Raw genomic sequence first — 18,073 nt, forward strand, 5'->3', positions numbered from 1 at the left:
CAGTTATACCCTGTGAATTAAGTAATTGAATTGAGCAATGAACCGTATATGAAATGTCTTAAGCAACTTTCTATATCCTGTTTATTCAAATCGCTGTTCACGTCCTTCAGCATCCTTACGTTCACGGACTCTTTCATTCTCTATCCAGCGAATCAGTTTTTCATTCACCGACTTTGTAGCTATAGAAATGTCGGTACGCTCATGGGTAATTAGCTGGCTAATTGCATCTGCTCTAGATTGCATTATATTTGCCAGACTACCAGACCAACTAGATGGAGCTGTACGCGCTGCAAAAGCTTCTAAAACAACTTTTGGTTCAGGTGCTAGTTCTAATAATTTGATTGCCACCTCAGACAAGATCGTTGCTGATGTAATCTCATCTTTTACCCAAAGGTATATGCCTGTCGCTACAGCCGCAAATATGCTGCTATCATTTTTGGTACGGCACCACTCAAGCAGTAAATTCATATCTATTTTTTCAAGAGCAGAACCATTCCTATCATCACTACGGATAAAATATAATCGTGACTGTTTTTGCCTATCGGCCCCTTCAAAAACACGACAAAGAAATTCGTCTGGCATCAATGACGCAGTCTTTCCAATAACATTTGCAAATGAGTAAATACAACCGTAGCTATTGTCAATTACCTCAAAAATAGTATTTAACCACTCTAGTTTTTCCGATTCGTTACCATCAAAACGTAAAGCAGCATTAATCACACGCTCCATGTTATAATCGCTCATACCGCCAGAGTCATTATCATTCCTCTTAAGTCGCGATATTCCAGCTTTCAGACCAAGTAATCTAAATTCAGCACCAAGAGTATCGATTGCTTCATCTTCGTCATGTAACCTCATGCTAAGGCCATCTAAAACTATATCATCACCATTTGGTTTACTTAAAAGCCTTGAAGTAAGGTCAAGAATGCACTCTTTTGGTAAATCTCCATATTCTTTCCTCCACAAAATCGGACCATACATGATTGGCCTAATATCTGGATCATCCAAAATTGTCATACAGCGATTCAGATCATTAACTGTAAATTCTCGTTGTGGATGTAGAGCAACTAAAACGTTTCTAAGTTCATTATGTTTTGCGCACTGTTCAAGAAATTCCTGCGCTAGCTCTCTATTTACAGAATCAACTTCGTCAATAAATCCCTTAAAAACTGAGAAATCTTTATTAATTTCGGGATGTTTCTTCAACTCATCAACAAGATTCTGCCAATAGATTTTCTGATCATATGTTCCTTTAGCTAATCCTTTACCAAAAGCTATTCGATATGGCATCCAATCAGCAGAAAATAAATTAGAGCCTAATTCACCAAGCGTATAACTTGAGCAAGCGAACTCTTGGCCTAATAATTGTGCTTTATCAGCAAGGCGTTTTTCTGATTTACTATATTTTTCAGTTGTATCTAGTCTAAAATCATCGTCCAGCGCCCAATAATCCCCACTGCTACTGAATGCATACGCCATTATTATTGAAATTAATTCATTTGGTTTTAACTCTTTTTCTAAAGCGGCCAGATTATCTGGTAATGATTCAACTTCTTGATTATTTTGATGTTCAGTATAATCAAAATAGATCACTGAACGAATGGCTATCCAACCTTCTCCCCAAGGAGAGTCATTATGCAATTTACGAGCTACATCGATAAGTATTTCTCTCATCGGTTCTTGAAACCACATTCCTCTAAACTGATTCGCCAGAATTTTTCGAGCACAGTTTTTCAACTCAAGGTCACTTGAAATCCCTAATTGCAATGCAAAATTAATAAAAATATGACGCCACTCAACCAGTTCATCGTAGTTAGGTTCGAATCCAAAATCTCTAGGCTTAGCACCAAATTCATACAACCCAATACCTGACCATAAACCACTATCAAGAGCAGTTAAAAGCATTTTAAGCCCTAAAGATCTACGAGCAATAATATCTGAAATAAGGCATTCATTCATAATCTCAATACGCTGCTCTATAGAAGCATGGGTGCCTGATAAATATGGCTGATAAAATTTTGTCAGCTTTTGTCTAGCGGTATCGTTTTTACTACTTTCTTCTTCATAATCCGCAATTAGAATTAATAGCTTAGCACATCGCTCAAAGTTACTAGCTTCGTAAGCTAATGCTTGCAGAATTTTAATTATAGAAGCTAAACGTAAAACATCGGGAGCAGATTGAAACAGTTCGATTATGGTGGTTCTATTGGAAGTAGTGAGCATTACTTCTTTGAACTGGGAGCTTAAAAGTTCGACTTCTATTCGATCAAGCAATGCAGTAGGTGCCACTGGAGCGATATATTCCAACATCCTTATTTGTGAATCATCTAGCTCTAGAATTTTCCCTAACAGTCCTTCAGGTTGTAACCAACTTTCAACAATCTCGATGGCGACAGGATGGTCATGTAACAACCCTAACCGATGAGCAAATGACATTAATAAACGTTGATTGTTCGATGCTTCAAAGGTTGCCCTAAGCTGTTCGGTGGGGATACTATCAAGTGCTGACGATGCTAATCTGTTCGCAATAGCATGAGGTAAAATAGCTCGCCAATGAGCTCTTTTTTGTACAATATGCCTATCTATTAATTTTTTGACTGTGCGAAATAATTGGTTTTTAGGATACCCAGAAAGAGAGCTCAATACTTCTAATTCACTTTCCCCTACATCGGGATCAGAAATCGAAAATGAATATACTAAAGATAATATTTCCGCTTGCTCCTTTAAATCATCATTCTGGTGATTACGTTGATCGAATAAACGGTTAAACAATTGAGCGTCGGATAGTTGAGCCAAACTTTCACCCTCTTCCACCCTCTCAGCTATTGCCAAAGAGACTCTTGCATTACCATCTGCGAACTTTGCTACCCTACGAGCATTATTCTCGCCTATATTAGGAAAACGACGACGCAGTAATTTTTCAGCGACTTCCGGTCCAACTGTCTCTATGTGAATTACCTCTGTGGTCTGTGGTTTATCATCCCTAATATCGTACTCAATAGTAATGAGTTTTACATTGTCACATGCAGTAGAAACCCTTTTAGCCAAATCTGCATGGAGGTCTGACGGACAATTATCAAGGATCATAATTGAATGTCGGTTTTCAGAAATAAGCCTCTCCAACATGACTGTAGCCGACGGCTCTGGTTTAGCACCAGTATCAACATAAACAGCAATTGTTCTATCAAGAGCATCTGTTCCAACTGTATCTACAGTTTCATCAAAAAGCGCCTGTACGATACGCGTTTTCCCTACCCCAGATAACCCAGTAATACGAATTGCTTTATTAGTTGTTCGTACAAGGTCTCTCATCGGTCCGATTGCATCTTCAATACTAAGATTCTGACCTTTTCCTGATGGCAATGAGATCTTCACACCTTGTGCGAAAATTATCGTATCTACCGCTCCTTGCGGTGGGTTGCTCCATGCCCCATACGGCTGCCAGCCAGAGTATCCTCGACCCAACTTCCTTTTCACCCATAACATCACTGACGGATGTTGGCGCACCCACTGAGTTAATTTAGAACGGTCAAAGAAGCATAAATGCAAATTACTGCCATTAGGATCTCTGCTCGCTGCATCCTGCATGGCTTCAATACGGTCTTTTAACATTGGAGGAGAGCAATCATCAGCTAAGCTGACAATAATGTAACTTCCCCCTTGTGCGGCTAATAAAGAAATCGTTGATGATAATTCACCATCAATAACCATTTCTTTTGTAATAGCAGTCTTCGGCATTGAATGTTTTTTTGATTGAAGGATTGTATTCGGTCTTTCAATAAATCCTGTAGTTAATTGCTCTACAGGAACATTAACATGAACATCAATACCATCATCTGGAGCATTGATTGATCCAGACCAATTTACCCTAGCAGGGCTATGACCATGTGCTGCTACTTCTGCCTCTGAAAGACGAGCGATTAGTTCTTCTAACTGAATATCAGATAGCCCAAGTAATTCATCTTTTTCAATATCAAAAATTGCCATGGCTTAGACTTTTTAACGAAAATATTGGCACTTAAATTGCCGGAAGTGAAACTATTATATCGAGTTGAGCTAATAGTGCATGTATAAGGTATAGAATGAGTAGAACAATCACAGTAAAGACTAATAAATTTATGATCAGCCTAACTGTCGTAACACTATTGGTTCATAAAAACCAGAAATAAACCAATAGCATATCAACATAACTATCAAAACTGATTTATTTAATCATACTCACTTAGATCTTTTCTTGGCATTTTTCTTTTTATACTTTCTGGTTATAGCTACTTCCTCCATGGCAGCTCTGACATCATCGTAATCTCTAGACCAATTGACAATTTTGTTAGTTAAATCATCATATTTGATCTCTATTTGTGGATATTTATTTTTTACTAATTCAATATACCCCCATAAATCTTCTGTAATTATTTTTGCTGCAACAGTTTTGTTTTTCCATTTTAAAGACTTAGGGTTCGATTCAAGCAACAACTCACATGCTTTTTGTCTTATTTTAGCGTAGCCATCACTCCTAGTTCGGATTCCCTTTTTAGCCGCCTCAGATCGTTGTCTATTCAATCGATTTAAATCTTCACTAAAATAACTATAAACGCCTAATCCAAAGCTCTCACTTAGCACCTCTAGACTTTGCATTAAACACTCAACAACGACAACTTTATGCTGGAATGGGGTATTTCTTTCATAAAAATTCATCGCTAATTGAAAGTTAACACTTGACCAAAATACACTGTTTAAAAGATAAACATTAACGCCTTTATCTTTATCATTAAATTTAAGATGCAGACTCCTAACTCGTCTGCGATAACTACCTACTGGGTCTTTATTATTTGATATTTTGGCATATAACTCCGCTGCATACTTTTTAACTTCATCATCTTCCCCATTCAACATACCTAAAACTTTTAACGTTGAATCAGCCCGTAAACCCCTCCACCCTCTTTTTTTTATTTCATCATGAAATTGTGCTTGTTTACTTTCAGTAGCCTTACAAACGACACGCATTAAATCAATTAAATCATCCACTTAAAACACCCTCAATATTATTTTTGCTTCCACCATATTTTTCATCCCTAAGCCGCAATAAAATAGCTATTACAAACTTAAACATAACTTAATAAGTAGAGGAAATCACACTATGAATCAATCCAATATCATGATTCTTCGACTACCCACTGTAATCGAACGCATTGGTATCGGTCGTTCCACCATCTATGACTGGATCAACCCAACATCACCAAGGTATGACCCAACGTTTCCTAAACAAAAAAAATTAGGGAAGCAATCTGTTGGTTGGATCGAATCCGAAATCAACGATTGGTTACTTCAACGAGAGTCAACCTAGCTAGTCATTATTTTATCATTAACGATACTAATGTTTTATTGAGAATGTTTATTATTGTGAAGAAGTTAAAGAAGTAAAACCAAAACAGGCCTAAATTATCGAATATTGACTATTCAATAACGTTAAAAATTATTTATACAAAACTTAAGAGAGGATAATTATCATGTCTCAACGGATAACTATTACTGTAAAAAATGAAAACAGTTTAAAACAGATAGATGAGTACTGCTGTAAGCATAAAACTTCACGTTCATCTTTAATATCCAGTATATTAAAGAGTGCTTGCCCATTACTTTCAGAGATAAACCAATACACTCAATTAACTAACGAGCTTGAAAATAAATTATTTTCCCCTGATAAATCTTCAATGAATTATCAAGGGAAAGCATCTACATTTTCTTTAGCTGAACATCTTTTAGATATATGGCAAACGCACATAATAGAAAAAGGTGTCATTATTGATCAACATGCTTATCCTCATGCATTTAAAAGTCCTAAAGTTGGCCTCAAAGAAAAAATAAGCATTCAAGAAGAACTAGATCACTATATTAGCGAACCCAATATTAAGAAAGCTATCTTTATTTATACTGATAGGCATGTTCACTATAAGCTACATAAAGCAGGTGGATTATCAAATACGATTTTAATTAAAAACACTGAGTATAAAAATTATGTTTTTGACTTTAATGGGATCATTAACATACCGATGAATGATATTGTTTTTTTTGGCATTGAAGAAGCGATAAAGAAAAGTAAGGTACAGTTAAAACATACCTATGAGGCTTTTATACCGATTTATCACACAAACCATCAGTGCATTCTAATTGGGGTTATTGATAGGAACAATGCCAACAAAAGAATAGACAAAAGCTCAAACACCATAATCATAAACCCATTATAACAGGTCATTAATGCGTTTTTTGATACCTAAGGGAATAAAATGAGCCAATATGCATACATCCGAGTAAGACATGATGACAGTGATGCCTTAGCAAATCTTGAGCAATACACACAGGAAATTGTCACGTTTTGCCCTGATGTTAAGGATAATATCATCATTGAACGTCAACCATTGCTTGATGTGAAACTTCCTCCACCACAACTTATGGAGCATATTGACCATATTTTAACACCAGAAGACACTTTAATAACAAGGAGTCTCTATGATATAGGAAATAATACTCAGCAGGCTGCACAGATTTTATCTCGATGCCACGAACTTGGTATGGCTGTTATCATCCTTAATCAGTCTATCACGAATATATTTGAACAGAAGTTTTTCTTGCTAGACGTGCTGAATCTATTAAATGATTTAGAAGAAAGCTATGAAGCACTAAATCTAAGCAGGCGACATTACATTTCGTTATCCCAAAATAAGTCATTAGGTCGACCAGCAGGAAGTAAGTATAAGGATTATATTTACGAGCTAAGGTGCAAGGGATATAAACAACGCGAGATAGCAAATAAACTTAACATTAGTCTTTCAACTATAAAGCGCCACTGGAATAAAAATATTTTCGAATAGGACTAACTCCAGAGTGATTAATTAATAGAAAATGCAATTACAGTGCGACTCTAAATATATTTTTCGTGTTGGATAGGTATTATATATAACATCTATCATAGCTAGCAAACAATAAAGACTATAGAAGGAACTCATTATATAAAAACACCGAGGAGATGATATCCGATTTAATAAAATCTATTTTAAACCTTATTAACTAAATCATACAAAAAGGGATAACGCAGATCCTTTGCTTTATCCCGAAATTACTTTAATCATATTAAAAGGGTAAATTAATATTATCCTAGGGAACACTCATGTCTAAAAATGAATATAATGAATTTTATCTAGAATGCATTGCTGATACATTAAATTATGCTTTAAAGGAATACTCTCGTATCACTGTAATACGAGTTGACCTTCACTTTCCGCCTGTTATAGACAATGGAGATATGCCGACCTGTTTCCCTTATTTAGAAGGAAGTCCTATATCCCGATTTACTGATTCCTTAAAAGCTAAACTTAAGCACGATCAACACCGTAAAGAGGTTCAAGGTAAACGTACTTTTGAAAACAACATGCGTTATATGTGGGTAAAAGAAATCGCAACTGCAATACAGCCTCATTACCATGTATTTTTAGTCTTCAATAAAGACGCATACTACCATTTAGGGGACTACAATTTGTTCGAGCCTAGTTTACGGGCCATGATCACCACAGCTTGGTACAATGCATTACAGCTCGAATTTGATCCTTCTTTTGATACAGGCACATTAGTACACTACCCGGAAAACTGCCGATATTGCTTAAATAAACTTTCAGCATCATTTTCTGAGGATTACCAATTAGTCATGAAACGTTTAAGTTATTTAGCAAAAGAATACTCCAAGCAGTACAGCCCTGTGCGTCGTAGTTTAGGGCGTAGCCAGTATTGATATTTGTGGTGGCCTTAAGGCCACCTATACAATAATCGATATTAGTAGCTACTCATACGGTGGAGCTAATACCTCACGATTACCATGGTGGTCTTGTTCACTAACTATGCCTTGTAATTCTAGCTGCTCTACAATCATTGCGGCTCTATTGTAACCGATTCGGAACTGCCGCTGGATCCCTGAAATAGAAACGCGCTGTTTTTCTACAACATACTCAGTTGCTTGGTCAAATAATGGGTCAAGTTCTTCCTCTACCACATCTCCATTCTGGGCATCCCCATAAAAATTAAGATAACTCGCGCTTCCCCATCGTTTACAATAATCGACTGTATCCCTGATATCTGAATCACTCACATAAGTACCTTGGATCCTAGTCGGTTCAGATAAACTCGGTGATGCGAATAGCATATCACCCAAACCAAATAGTGATTCGGCACCATACTGATCAAGGATTAAATTAGAATCAGCCCTAGACGACACAGAAAGAGCAATACGCGTAGGAATATTGGTTCGAAGCTGTGAACCGATACTGGTGGATAAAGGGCTGCGAGTCGTTAGAATTAGATGAATACCAACCGCGTGACCTTGCTGGCTCAATAGAACTAACATTTCCCCTATTTGTTTATACTCGCCAATAAGTTGAACGTAATCATCAACACAAACAACAATTTCAGGCTCACTGTCTAAATAAGGATGATCGCTATAATTTTCATTAGGGCGCCAGAAAGGATCAGGTATAGGCCTACCTAACTCTTTCGCACTTGATATTACCTTATTGTATCCACTCAAATTACGTTGATTTAATGCTCCAAATAATTTTTGTCTACGCTTTAACTCATTAACCAAAAACGTTAATGCCTTTATTGATTCAACGAAATCAGAAGCGGAAGGAAATAATAAGTGGGGTATATCGTTGTATAAACTGAGCTCAAGCTGGCTTGTGTCAAACATCACAAAGCGAACTTTATCCGGTGAGTTTCTGTATAAAATGCTCATTACCAGAGAATGCATTAACATTGACTTGCCTGAGCGGGTCACGCCAGCAATAAGTAAATGTGGCATTTGAGCTAAATCCCAACCAACTGGCTCCCCTATAATATCTTCTCCTAACATGACGGAAAGGGAAGATAATCTATTGTTTCCGCTCCATAAATTAAAGCAGTCAACAAAAGGTACTACTCGACGATATGTGTTAGTGACTCGCAATCCGATATAAGGCGTACCTGCAATAAAATCAATAATTTTTATATCAACGGCGCTCAGGGAACGACACAATTCTGGCACTACCGCTGTCACTTGAGAGGCTTTTATCCCTCTGCCCAGTTCGATTTTAAAGAGTGCAAATGTTGCGCCTTCGTCATAACCGACAACCTCACCTCTTATTTGGTATTGCAGAAAGCAAGATTCAATAGCACGGGCCATAGCTTCTAGCTCTTGAGGTGACCAACAAAGCTCAGAGGTATGAATAAACGGTTGTGCCATAAAGTCCTCCCATCAAGGCGTGTTAGTTCAGTAAATTAGGGTCACCAACTATATTTCAACTATTACCCACCACACCAATTGATACTTCTTAAAATTATCAGCTTGCTTTCATATACTTAATCATTTGCCACTGGAAGGAAACTGTTTTGATGTCATAAATCATATCCGCCATTTATTGAGCGAAACCATCGAACTCTTCCGCCATTGAGCACATCTTTCTCTTTGCATTGGTTAGTGTTGGTTATTTTTACGCTAACTGCTGATAATATATACAAAATAGGTTTGGATAAGATTATCGCATAAAATCAGGTTGGTTTGGGCGACAAGAGTTAAAATTATATCAAACTATATCGCCCAATTCTTATTGCTTAGAGTTAGGAGGAGAAAACTGATAATCAGCAACGTATGCACCAATAGGCCCTGTTTTTGCTGTAACCCATACGGTTCCTGTATTTGTCTGAGTTTTCGATTTTGGATTGCTGATACACAGTAATTTCCACCGCTCTGTATAAGTTTCTTTTATCCATATGCCGTGGTCACATCGACTAAATCGGCTAGTGCTAGGTCCCGGTGATGTGATTTCATACTCTGTTTGATAGCGAATGGTTTTGTTTGTTAGTAAATACGTCAGCACATCAAACACAGGAACGATTAACATAAAACCAGCGAACCCAGACCATAGAAAATTTTTAAATGTGCTTTTTAACGGACAACGTAAAATGCTCCAAGTTCCACCAATTACACTTACAATAGCAGCAAACGCAATAGAAATAGTCCATTGAGGAAACCATTCAAACATAACTGTTCTATGGCCTAATATTATTGACCAATACATGAACGCTATCCAAATGACAACAAGAACAACGCCCCAGTAAACAGAAATTATTTTGCTCTTGTTGCCCCGACTGTATGATTTGAATTGGTATTCCATGTAAACCTTGCATCGCTAAAAAATGCACCTTCATCGAAGCACTGATTCATTATGTATTTAAATCAAACTAATTATATCTATCACGATACTGCTGCTGAGTAGACTCAATATATAAAAAAATATTTAATTTCAATTTGTTAAATCACACACTGCTTATATATCTCAAAATTTTTTATAATTCGTTGGTAAACAACACGCTCTTTTTCTCCAAAGTATGCAGGGTGGCAAGACTTGATAAAATATATTCCTTCCGACCAAAACAGTTCGTCACTAATTTTCTCCATCGAGCAAAAAATGTGATTTTTAACCACACTAAATGTCCCACCACATATAACAATATTGGGTTTCAGTAACTCTATTTGTTGTTTAATTTCAGTTTTATGACTCTTAACAAACTCACTAAGCTTTTTATCAGATGTTCTATTTTTCCCTGACGACTTCATAATGTTAATGTACGCTATTTTTTCAAACGCCAACCTTTCAAGTCTTTTCTTTCTTGCATTTTCATAGGTTATTTTTTCACCATAATTTAATATGCCTTGTGACCACAAACCAACACGACGAAGAACTGAAGAACGCCCATGGGACCATTTCGACTTTTTATTATCCAACGAGTTTAAGATCCTTTCTCTGATATCGATGTTTTCTTTTGTTCCATTTGTTTCTTTCAGTAAAAAAAGAAGTCTCAGCGATGATGAAAAGTAGCTCGGTGTTAGTGGCCCATCAAGATTAAAATTACCCCCGAAATTATTTTTCCATTCAGTCAAAAATAAATCATGGCTCTTCAAATTAAATCTCTCCTGATTAGGACTGCGTATAAATTCAATGAAGTTTTAACAGTGAAATTATCACACAAATAGTTAAGATGAGATACCTCACATTTAAACAGGTTATTTCAAATAATCTCAGATATATATTATCTCCTTGAATAACTATCATTCTCTTTTATTTCAAGGAGTAATATGCCTCAGCACTCTCACTTCAAACCGCTCCTATTAGCACTACCTTATTCATTCCAAACCTCTTTTTTCACCCAACTCAACCACCTAATCAACTACTCTCCAACTATCGGTCTGATGGGTAAAACCGGAGCTGGAAAATCCAGTCTGATCAATGCACTATTCCAATCCCAACTATCGCCAGTGAGTGATGTTTCAGGCTGTACACGCCAAACCCAACGCTTCAGTATGTCGATGAACAACCATGTGCTCACCTTTGTTGATTTACCCGGTGTGGGGGAAAGCCTTGAGCGAGATAAAGAATACCACCAGCTCTATCGTAGTTTATTGCCAGAACTGGATTTAATCATTTGGGTACTCAAAGCCGATGATAGGGCATGGTCTTCTGATGAACAGTGTTATCGCTTTCTCACTGAGCAATGTGGTTATCAACCAAACCGCTTTCTATTTGTGTTGAACCAAGCCGACAAAATAGAGCCCTGCCGCCAATGGGATGAACAGTGCCACCAGCCATCCCCTGAACAAGCGGTTAACTTAGAATTGAAACAACAAGCTGTGATAACAGCATTTAAACCGCATCATCCAGTGATGACGGTTTCTGCGGCAGAAGGTTTTCAGCTCACTGAATTAGCAGAGCAATTAATACAGGCGTTACCGGCGAAAGCCAGTAGCGGTGTGGCTAGGCAACTGAATAACACTTATCGGACACAATCCGTGGAAGACTCAGCACGTAACGATTTTGGGCAATGTGTCAGTGATATCGTCGATACACTGATAGACATCCTTCCCCTGCCTGTCTTGATAAAAAGCACGATTGGTACAGTCAAAAACAGCATCGTCTCCGTCGCTAAATCGCTGTGGAGCATGTTCTTTTAACTTCTTACGTTAAATCATTATTTATCACTCTCAGCGCCAGTCCTTAACGGGATTGGCGCTTTTTTATTTCTTTTTATTGGAGTCTCAACTTATGAATCATTCAACCGAATCCGCTATCACAATGGAATTAGTCCCTGATGAACAACGCCTTGATTTTTGGTTCAACCATTTTGGTACAGTAAAAGGCTGGGCCACCTTTGAAGTGGTGGTCTTCACCACGATGGGCCAGTTTTGTGATGAATATCATGGCGGTTACTGGGAGTACGGCTCGCTCAATAATGGCGGTGCCTTTATCTACCCCGATATCAACGCAGACACCTTAACCCTATTCAACATGCACAACGGCAATGAAGCAACAGTGAGCCAAGAAGCGGCAGGCATTGCGGTATGTCTTATCCTGTACAGCATCTGGTCATTCCAAACGGAAAGCGAAGTGATGTGTGACCGCTTTTATCAGCTGCGTGACTACGCTTCACAACATCCCGAATCCGCTGCCATTTTCCATTTAATTGATTAATCAGGAGTTTTATCATGAGTTTATTAGCTTCGCGTTTTGGCTCTGCTAACAGTATTCGTCGTGAGCGTCCACTCACTATCGAAGAGTTATTCCGTACTGTACCGAGTGTATTTTCTGAAGAAAAACACGATTCACGTAGTGAACGGTATACTTACATTCCAACCATTACCTTGTTAGACAGCCTGCAAAAAGAAGGGTTTTATCCATTCTTTGCTTGTCAGACCCGAGTACGTAATGCCAACCGTCGTGAACACACCAAGCATCTATTACGCCTGCGTCGTCATGACCAAATTACAGGCGTACAAGTTCCTGAAATTATTTTGTTGAATAGCCATGATGGCTCCAGCAGCTACCAAATGTTGCCGGGATTATTTCGTCAAGTCTGTGCGAATGGGCTGATTTACGGCGATGTATTGGGGGAAGTGCGTGTACCCCATAAAGGGGATGTGGTGGGTAAAGTGATTGAAGGGGCGTATGAAGTACTCGATACGTTTGAGCAGGTCGCTGAAAAACGCGAAAGCATGCAGTCGTTATTGTTACCTCCCCCCGCCCAGCACGCCTTTGCGGAAGCGGCGCTAACCTACCGATTTGGTGAAGAGTTCCAGCCCGTCACACGAGAGCAAATTCTACAGCCTCGACGCGTTGAAGATAAGAAAGAAGACCTCTGGACAGTGTACCAACGTCTACAAGAAAACCTGATTAAAGGAGGATTATCTGGTCGCACTGCAAAAGGTAAACGTGCCCGAACTCGTTCGGTGAATGGGATTGATGGCGATATCAAACTCAATAAAGCCCTGTGGGTGATGGCAGATACCTTATTTAACCAACTCGCCCCTCGCCAGCCCAACTAATTTTCCCGCCCTGACAGGTTGTGTCGTTACGCCTCACTTTCCTATCGTTTAAATAAACAGCATGGCGTTATTTATCAATGAATTACTTATAGTCATTTTTCACTAAAAAGCCCAATGAGAATTTTTCCCAACAGACATAACCTGTCAATCCCCTAAGTTAAACTCCCTTATCCCTATCATTTCTAACTGTTTGTTATTGAGAGCAATACGTTATGTTTCAGACCAACCGAAAATATGACCGCATGGCTGTGCGACTCTCTGCACTGATTGCTCGCTTAATGGCGGGCGAAAGCCTAGTGCTCTCATGTTTAGCCCAAGAGTTCAATGTTTCTGAACGCACGTTACAGCGCGATTTACGTGAACGCTTGGCTTATTTGGGGGTAGAAGGTCGGCAAGGTTGTTATCGCTTGCCTATCAATACGCTAAAAGCTTATCGAGACAAAGATGTTCTGACCTTTGTGAAACAGATTGGGATGACTCGGTTGTTTCCGGGGCTAGACAGTCGCTTACTCGGGTTACTGTTAACCCAGCAGCCTCATGCACCTTGTTTGATTTGGCATTACGCCCATAAGATTTCTGCTTTACATGCCGACCATTTCTATCAATTGGTGTATGCCATTACCAGTAAGCAATCTATTAGCTTACTTACGCCTGAACGTCGTTTTAATCCGCTACAACCCTATCAACTAATTTACCGTGAAGGTCAGTGGTATTTGCTGGCTGAATACCACCAGCAAGTGCATGTCTTGTTGTTAGAGGATATCCAACAAGTTCAATCACTCAATATCCCTTTCACACCGAAACATACAGTGATGCAGTTGTCACAACAAAACAGTTTTATCGCGGCCTTACCGCATTTTCGATTGATATCACAGTTACTTACCTCTCTTCCATCACACAAAGAAAGGAGCCGACCATGACGTTATTAGCCCCACCAGCATCGCATCCCACACATTGCCCCCACTGTTCTTCTGAGCAAGACATCATTGCATGGGGCGCGGGCTGGATGTGCCGCGATTGCGGTCATGAATGGGCCATGCCTATTCAAAATAACCATTACATCGTGAATTCATCATCACATAAGGAAGCTTAAAAAATATGAACATCGTTTCACACTTACAATTGGGTTTAGAACGCATCGCTATTGTTATCAGTATTTTGTTATGCCTTTGGATCACTGGCGTATTGTTAACACACTTCCAGCTTATCGCTCTCATCATGAACCCGTATGGGATCACATTGATGTACTTCGTTTTATATATTTCGGCTTTGCTTATCCCACAACTCTTGGCGCAATTAGGCTTGTGGGTTTTAAGTGCCTTTAAGGGGATTGATTATAGAATCCATTTCAACCCCAAATTAATTGCCATTATCTCTACCATCATTATCGGATTAGCCCTCTCTAGCCTACTGATTATCATGTCATCCGGTTGGCTATACGGTTTTACTGAAGGTATCGCCACCACGATATTGCTGGTTGATTTGCTTATCGCCACTGGTATTGCCTTTTATCTTCATCGACGAATTCGTCACTGGGTTTCAGTGCGGCTAAATCGTCAACCATCACATTAACCATGATCAGCAATTTTGTTGTGAATGTCTTATTCACCAGATAACCACCGAATACGCCATATCAGGGAAAACCAAGCACCCATTAGACGGTGTTCATCAAGCGTCAATCTGACGTTTCTATTTATGTTGATAGGAATTTATAATGAAAAAATATGTAGTTGTAACTGTATTGGCCTCACTGTGGTTGATGACATCCCCCGCCTCTGCCACCAGCCAGCCCCCTAAAAATACCATTTGGGAATATAAAGGTGATGGCGGTAAAACCTTATGGCAAGTGTGTGGAAGCCAGAATAGTACTTGTAGGATTGTGGGCTCAACCAAGCATTATGTTGCTGTACTGAATCATAAATCTGCGTCAGGTTGCGCATTTGGTGATTTTTATATCGTGGCAAGAACTGACGGAAACTGGCAACAACGCGATACAGGGACTTGTAGCCCTAATGCCTACGTCCAAAAAGGAACCATTAATAATGGTCAGTACTCTTCGGTCGATATTGGTGTTGGCGGGACGATTGTGGCCCGTTACCCCATTGGGTATTGGAGTATGCAAAAAGAGTTCTCAGGCAAGAACCGACCGCGCTGGAAAGAAAAAGACCGTACTAAAGGCGGATTGCAAACCAACCAACAATAAAAAACATTCTCGCTACCGTTACTTGTGGTAGCGAGGACGATACAAGATAACAAAAGGAAATATAATGAATAAGATAAAAAGTGTATTTGCGATAGGATTATTGGCATTCAGTGCATTTAGCTTGGCTGAAGAACAACAGCGTTATGCAAGCATCACACATACTAGCTCAAATTTTATTAACCAAGGTTACTGTGGTTATTCATTTACTCTCGATAATGGCGGTAACCATATGGTTCTAGACCATGCGGAGTTTGGTGCGCTTGAGATAACCTTGAGAATGAGAGATAGGCAAGGAAAAGTATTAGGGGATACGGTACTGGAAGTGGAACCTTTTGGCGATTCTAGCGCCACTCGTGCCACCTTTGCTGGATTAGAAATACCTTGTGAGGATGTTGCTGAGTTTGAGGTGGTTAAAGCAGTGGAAGATCAAAATGGTGGTAAGGTTGAATTGCCGCTATCGATCTTTGAGGCTAGTAACCCAGAGTTAGCTAAGATGTCGGTCGCCGGAAAAAAGTAGTATTCCTATCGTAATATATCTAAATAAAATCAATATTCTAAAATAGATACTACTGTTCAACTTTGCAGTAGTATCTTTCGATAAAATCTAGTTTATTAGTCGATTTGGCTTATTTACCTAACAAATCACCAGCTTGAATTCAACAGCCTTCAAAATTTTCAATGTATTATGTAGAATTAATTTAAATGTTTTAAATAGAGAATTGTAATGAAAAACAAAATTTTAATAGTCACGAGCAGTTATGATCGTACATGTGATTATATAATTAATCGTTATAGAAATATAAATTTTTTCCGTTTAAATACAGATTACTTTTCAACTTACAAAGTTAGTTATGATTTATCTGGGTTTAAAATTACAAATAGTCTAGGTGAAGAAATCAGCACTACTAGCTGTAAATCAATTTATTATAGAAAACCAGCATCAGAAAATCTTACTGGCATCATTGATTCTAAATATCATACATTTAGTCTCAAAGAAAGTCATTCACTTATTGATGGTATAGTTGAAAGCTTTTCAGGTCCTTGCCTATCAAAACCATCTATTATGCGCAGAGCTGATAATAAAATATTACAAATAAAAATTGCTCAGCAAGTAGGCTTCTTGATTCCAAAATTAACTATTACCAATAACAAATCAGAGATTAATAAACTAGAAAAAAATAACACCATTGTTAAACCAATATCTATTGGCTCTATTTTAAACAACAATGAAAAAGAATATGTACAGACTAATAAATACAATCCAAACATCAATGATGATGGGTTAAAGTATTCTCCCGCATATTTCCAAGAATATATAAAAAAAGATTATGAAGTTAGAGCCACATTTATTTCAAAACAGGATTTCACGGTAAAAATAATTTCTAAAAACCAAGTTGACTGGCGTAAAATAAATAATGAATTAAAATATGAATTAATCAATATCCCAAAGGATATCTACAAAAAATGCTTGGATTTCATGTCTCAAAACAGCATTGATTTTGGCTGTTTTGACTTCATCGTTAGTGATGGTGACTGGTACTTTCTTGAAATGAATGCAAATGGACAATGGGCATGGTTAGAATTTGAAATTGGTTGTGATATATCTAAAGCTATAGTGGAGTATTTAAATCATGATTAGCACTATTACTTTTGTTCTAAAACTATTAAATACCTTACCAATATTCCATATATCAAATGATGATAATTTTGGAACTTATAATAACTTTAGTACCGCTAGACTATCTTTATTTTCAATACCTCTAGGGACAAATATAATTTATGTAATTTCACTGAATAGAGTTAATAATAAATTTAATTTTTTTAAGTGTATTTCTTTTGATGAATTACAAAGCCGAGTTGAACCAAGTGAGGTTGAGGAAAAAGTAAAAAGCTATGAATTATACTTGAGAACATCTACTAACCTACAACAAATTCAACAAGAAGAATTTCTAAAAATCAGGATAGCAGAAAGCATTGGCTCTCTTTACTCCTTACATAATAAAGTTTCATTTTATTCTACCATCGGATTAGCTTTATTCGGTTTCCTAGGTTTTTTACTTACAGAAATCGTGAACTTTAAAACCTTTTTTTATATAAAATTATCGCCCTATTTTTTATGGGGTTTATCTCTAGTTTATGCAACAAATTTGACATTATTCATTAAAAAAGCAATTGCTGTTAGCTCCTTCTATAAATCGAGTTTTGGTGATTTGAAAAAAAACTCAAAAGAAACAGCTTTATCTACAGCTTTTTATAGAGATTGGTATGATATAAAAGATGCCGTTCGATATTACGCTAGTTTAGTGAAAAATATAGAAAAATACCTGTACCGTCTTATAGGCGCATGTATTCTAACTTGGCTAAGTATTTTTATATTAAGCAACTTTTTTTCTTACACATATGATTATTATATAGTGTATTTACAGACTCATTTTTCCACTTTTATATCATAATGAACGGAGCTGCACCAA

At 37.8% G+C, this 18,073-nt stretch carries 19 protein-coding genes; 14 read left to right on the plus strand and 5 right to left on the minus strand.

The features are described from left to right. Positions 1 to 81: 81 nt before the first annotated feature. A complete protein-coding gene (locus tag M1F05_RS13430; RefSeq protein WP_318825856.1) occupies positions 82 to 3,987 on the minus strand; it encodes a hypothetical protein in 3,906 nt (1,301 codons plus the stop codon). A gap of 231 nt (positions 3,988 to 4,218) precedes the next feature. After that, on the minus strand, positions 4,219 to 5,025 hold the full coding sequence (locus tag M1F05_RS13435) for a hypothetical protein (RefSeq protein ID WP_048608911.1): 807 nt from the start codon (positions 5,023 to 5,025) through the stop codon (positions 4,219 to 4,221). A gap of 112 nt (positions 5,026 to 5,137) precedes the next feature. On the opposite strand from M1F05_RS13435, the gene M1F05_RS13440 reads away from it, so the two are divergent. The 4 genes from M1F05_RS13440 to M1F05_RS13455 all read left to right on the plus strand — a co-directional run bounded on the left by M1F05_RS13440 (position 5,138) and on the right by M1F05_RS13455 (position 7,783). Then, positions 5,138 to 5,344 carry a helix-turn-helix transcriptional regulator gene (locus tag M1F05_RS13440; RefSeq protein WP_048608913.1) on the plus strand — a complete coding sequence of 69 codons (207 nt, stop codon included), beginning with the start codon at positions 5,138 to 5,140 and terminating at the stop codon, positions 5,342 to 5,344. 163 nt (positions 5,345 to 5,507) lie between these two features. Continuing rightward, positions 5,508 to 6,245: a hypothetical protein gene (locus M1F05_RS13445; RefSeq protein WP_318825857.1), complete on the plus strand. Its 738-nt coding sequence runs from the start codon at positions 5,508 to 5,510 to the stop codon at positions 6,243 to 6,245. A 39-nt stretch (positions 6,246 to 6,284) separates the two neighbouring features. Further along, positions 6,285 to 6,869: a helix-turn-helix domain-containing protein gene (locus tag M1F05_RS13450; protein ID WP_318825858.1), complete on the plus strand. Its 585-nt coding sequence runs from the start codon at positions 6,285 to 6,287 to the stop codon at positions 6,867 to 6,869. Between the two features lie 296 nt (positions 6,870 to 7,165). Then, complete coding sequence (locus M1F05_RS13455; protein ID WP_318825859.1) at positions 7,166 to 7,783, plus strand: inovirus Gp2 family protein; 618 nt, start codon at positions 7,166 to 7,168, stop codon at positions 7,781 to 7,783. Positions 7,784 to 7,831: 48 nt separating this feature from the next. Here the strand turns inward: M1F05_RS13455 and M1F05_RS13460 are convergent, their stop codons facing one another. From M1F05_RS13460 to M1F05_RS13470, 3 genes are all read right to left on the minus strand, one after another. Continuing rightward, positions 7,832 to 9,265, minus strand: a complete 1,434-nt coding sequence (locus M1F05_RS13460) for a DNA translocase FtsK (protein WP_318825860.1) — start codon at positions 9,263 to 9,265, stop codon at positions 7,832 to 7,834. A 361-nt stretch (positions 9,266 to 9,626) separates the two neighbouring features. Next, positions 9,627 to 10,064 (minus strand): hypothetical protein, encoded by a 438-nt coding sequence (locus M1F05_RS13465; protein ID WP_318825861.1) that lies wholly within the window; start codon positions 10,062 to 10,064, stop codon positions 9,627 to 9,629. 269 nt (positions 10,065 to 10,333) lie between these two features. Next, positions 10,334 to 10,984, minus strand: a complete 651-nt coding sequence (locus M1F05_RS13470) for a hypothetical protein (protein WP_318825862.1) — start codon at positions 10,982 to 10,984, stop codon at positions 10,334 to 10,336. A 174-nt stretch (positions 10,985 to 11,158) separates the two neighbouring features. On the opposite strand from M1F05_RS13470, the gene M1F05_RS13475 reads away from it, so the two are divergent. From M1F05_RS13475 to M1F05_RS13520, 10 genes are all read left to right on the plus strand, one after another. After that, positions 11,159 to 12,031 carry a GTPase family protein gene (locus M1F05_RS13475; protein WP_318825863.1) on the plus strand — a complete coding sequence of 291 codons (873 nt, stop codon included), beginning with the start codon at positions 11,159 to 11,161 and terminating at the stop codon, positions 12,029 to 12,031. A 91-nt stretch (positions 12,032 to 12,122) separates the two neighbouring features. After that, positions 12,123 to 12,548, plus strand: a complete 426-nt coding sequence (locus M1F05_RS13480) for an antirestriction protein (protein WP_318825864.1) — start codon at positions 12,123 to 12,125, stop codon at positions 12,546 to 12,548. Positions 12,549 to 12,562: 14 nt separating this feature from the next. After that, a complete protein-coding gene (locus M1F05_RS13485) occupies positions 12,563 to 13,399 on the plus strand; it encodes a DUF932 domain-containing protein (protein ID WP_318825865.1) in 837 nt (278 codons plus the stop codon). A gap of 212 nt (positions 13,400 to 13,611) precedes the next feature. Further along, positions 13,612 to 14,319 carry a WYL domain-containing protein gene (locus M1F05_RS13490; protein WP_318825866.1) on the plus strand — a complete coding sequence of 236 codons (708 nt, stop codon included), beginning with the start codon at positions 13,612 to 13,614 and terminating at the stop codon, positions 14,317 to 14,319. Next, positions 14,316 to 14,492, plus strand: a complete 177-nt coding sequence (locus M1F05_RS13495; protein WP_318825867.1) for a hypothetical protein — start codon at positions 14,316 to 14,318, stop codon at positions 14,490 to 14,492. The genes M1F05_RS13490 and M1F05_RS13495 overlap by 4 nt, the downstream gene beginning before the upstream one ends. Positions 14,493 to 14,497: 5 nt before the next feature. Continuing rightward, the gene (locus M1F05_RS13500; RefSeq protein WP_318825868.1) at positions 14,498 to 14,971 is read left to right on the plus strand and encodes a hypothetical protein; all 474 of its coding nucleotides are present in this window, start codon (positions 14,498 to 14,500) and stop codon (positions 14,969 to 14,971) included. Between the two features lie 142 nt (positions 14,972 to 15,113). Beyond that, positions 15,114 to 15,602 (plus strand): hypothetical protein, encoded by a 489-nt coding sequence (locus M1F05_RS13505; RefSeq protein WP_272525777.1) that lies wholly within the window; start codon positions 15,114 to 15,116, stop codon positions 15,600 to 15,602. Positions 15,603 to 15,666: 64 nt separating this feature from the next. Continuing rightward, entirely contained in the window at positions 15,667 to 16,119 is a 453-nt protein-coding gene (locus M1F05_RS13510) for an IrmA family protein (protein ID WP_318825869.1), read from the plus strand. A gap of 207 nt (positions 16,120 to 16,326) precedes the next feature. Then, entirely contained in the window at positions 16,327 to 17,241 is a 915-nt protein-coding gene (locus M1F05_RS13515; protein WP_048608936.1) for an MvdC/MvdD family ATP grasp protein, read from the plus strand. Next, positions 17,234 to 18,055: a hypothetical protein gene (locus tag M1F05_RS13520; RefSeq protein ID WP_197268985.1), complete on the plus strand. Its 822-nt coding sequence runs from the start codon at positions 17,234 to 17,236 to the stop codon at positions 18,053 to 18,055. Before M1F05_RS13515 ends, M1F05_RS13520 begins: the two co-directional genes overlap by 8 nt. Positions 18,056 to 18,073 lie beyond the last annotated feature (18 nt).

It is taken from the genome of Providencia sp. PROV252 (genome assembly GCF_033676005.1).
GTDB lineage: Bacteria > Pseudomonadota > Gammaproteobacteria > Enterobacterales > Enterobacteriaceae > Providencia > Providencia vermicola.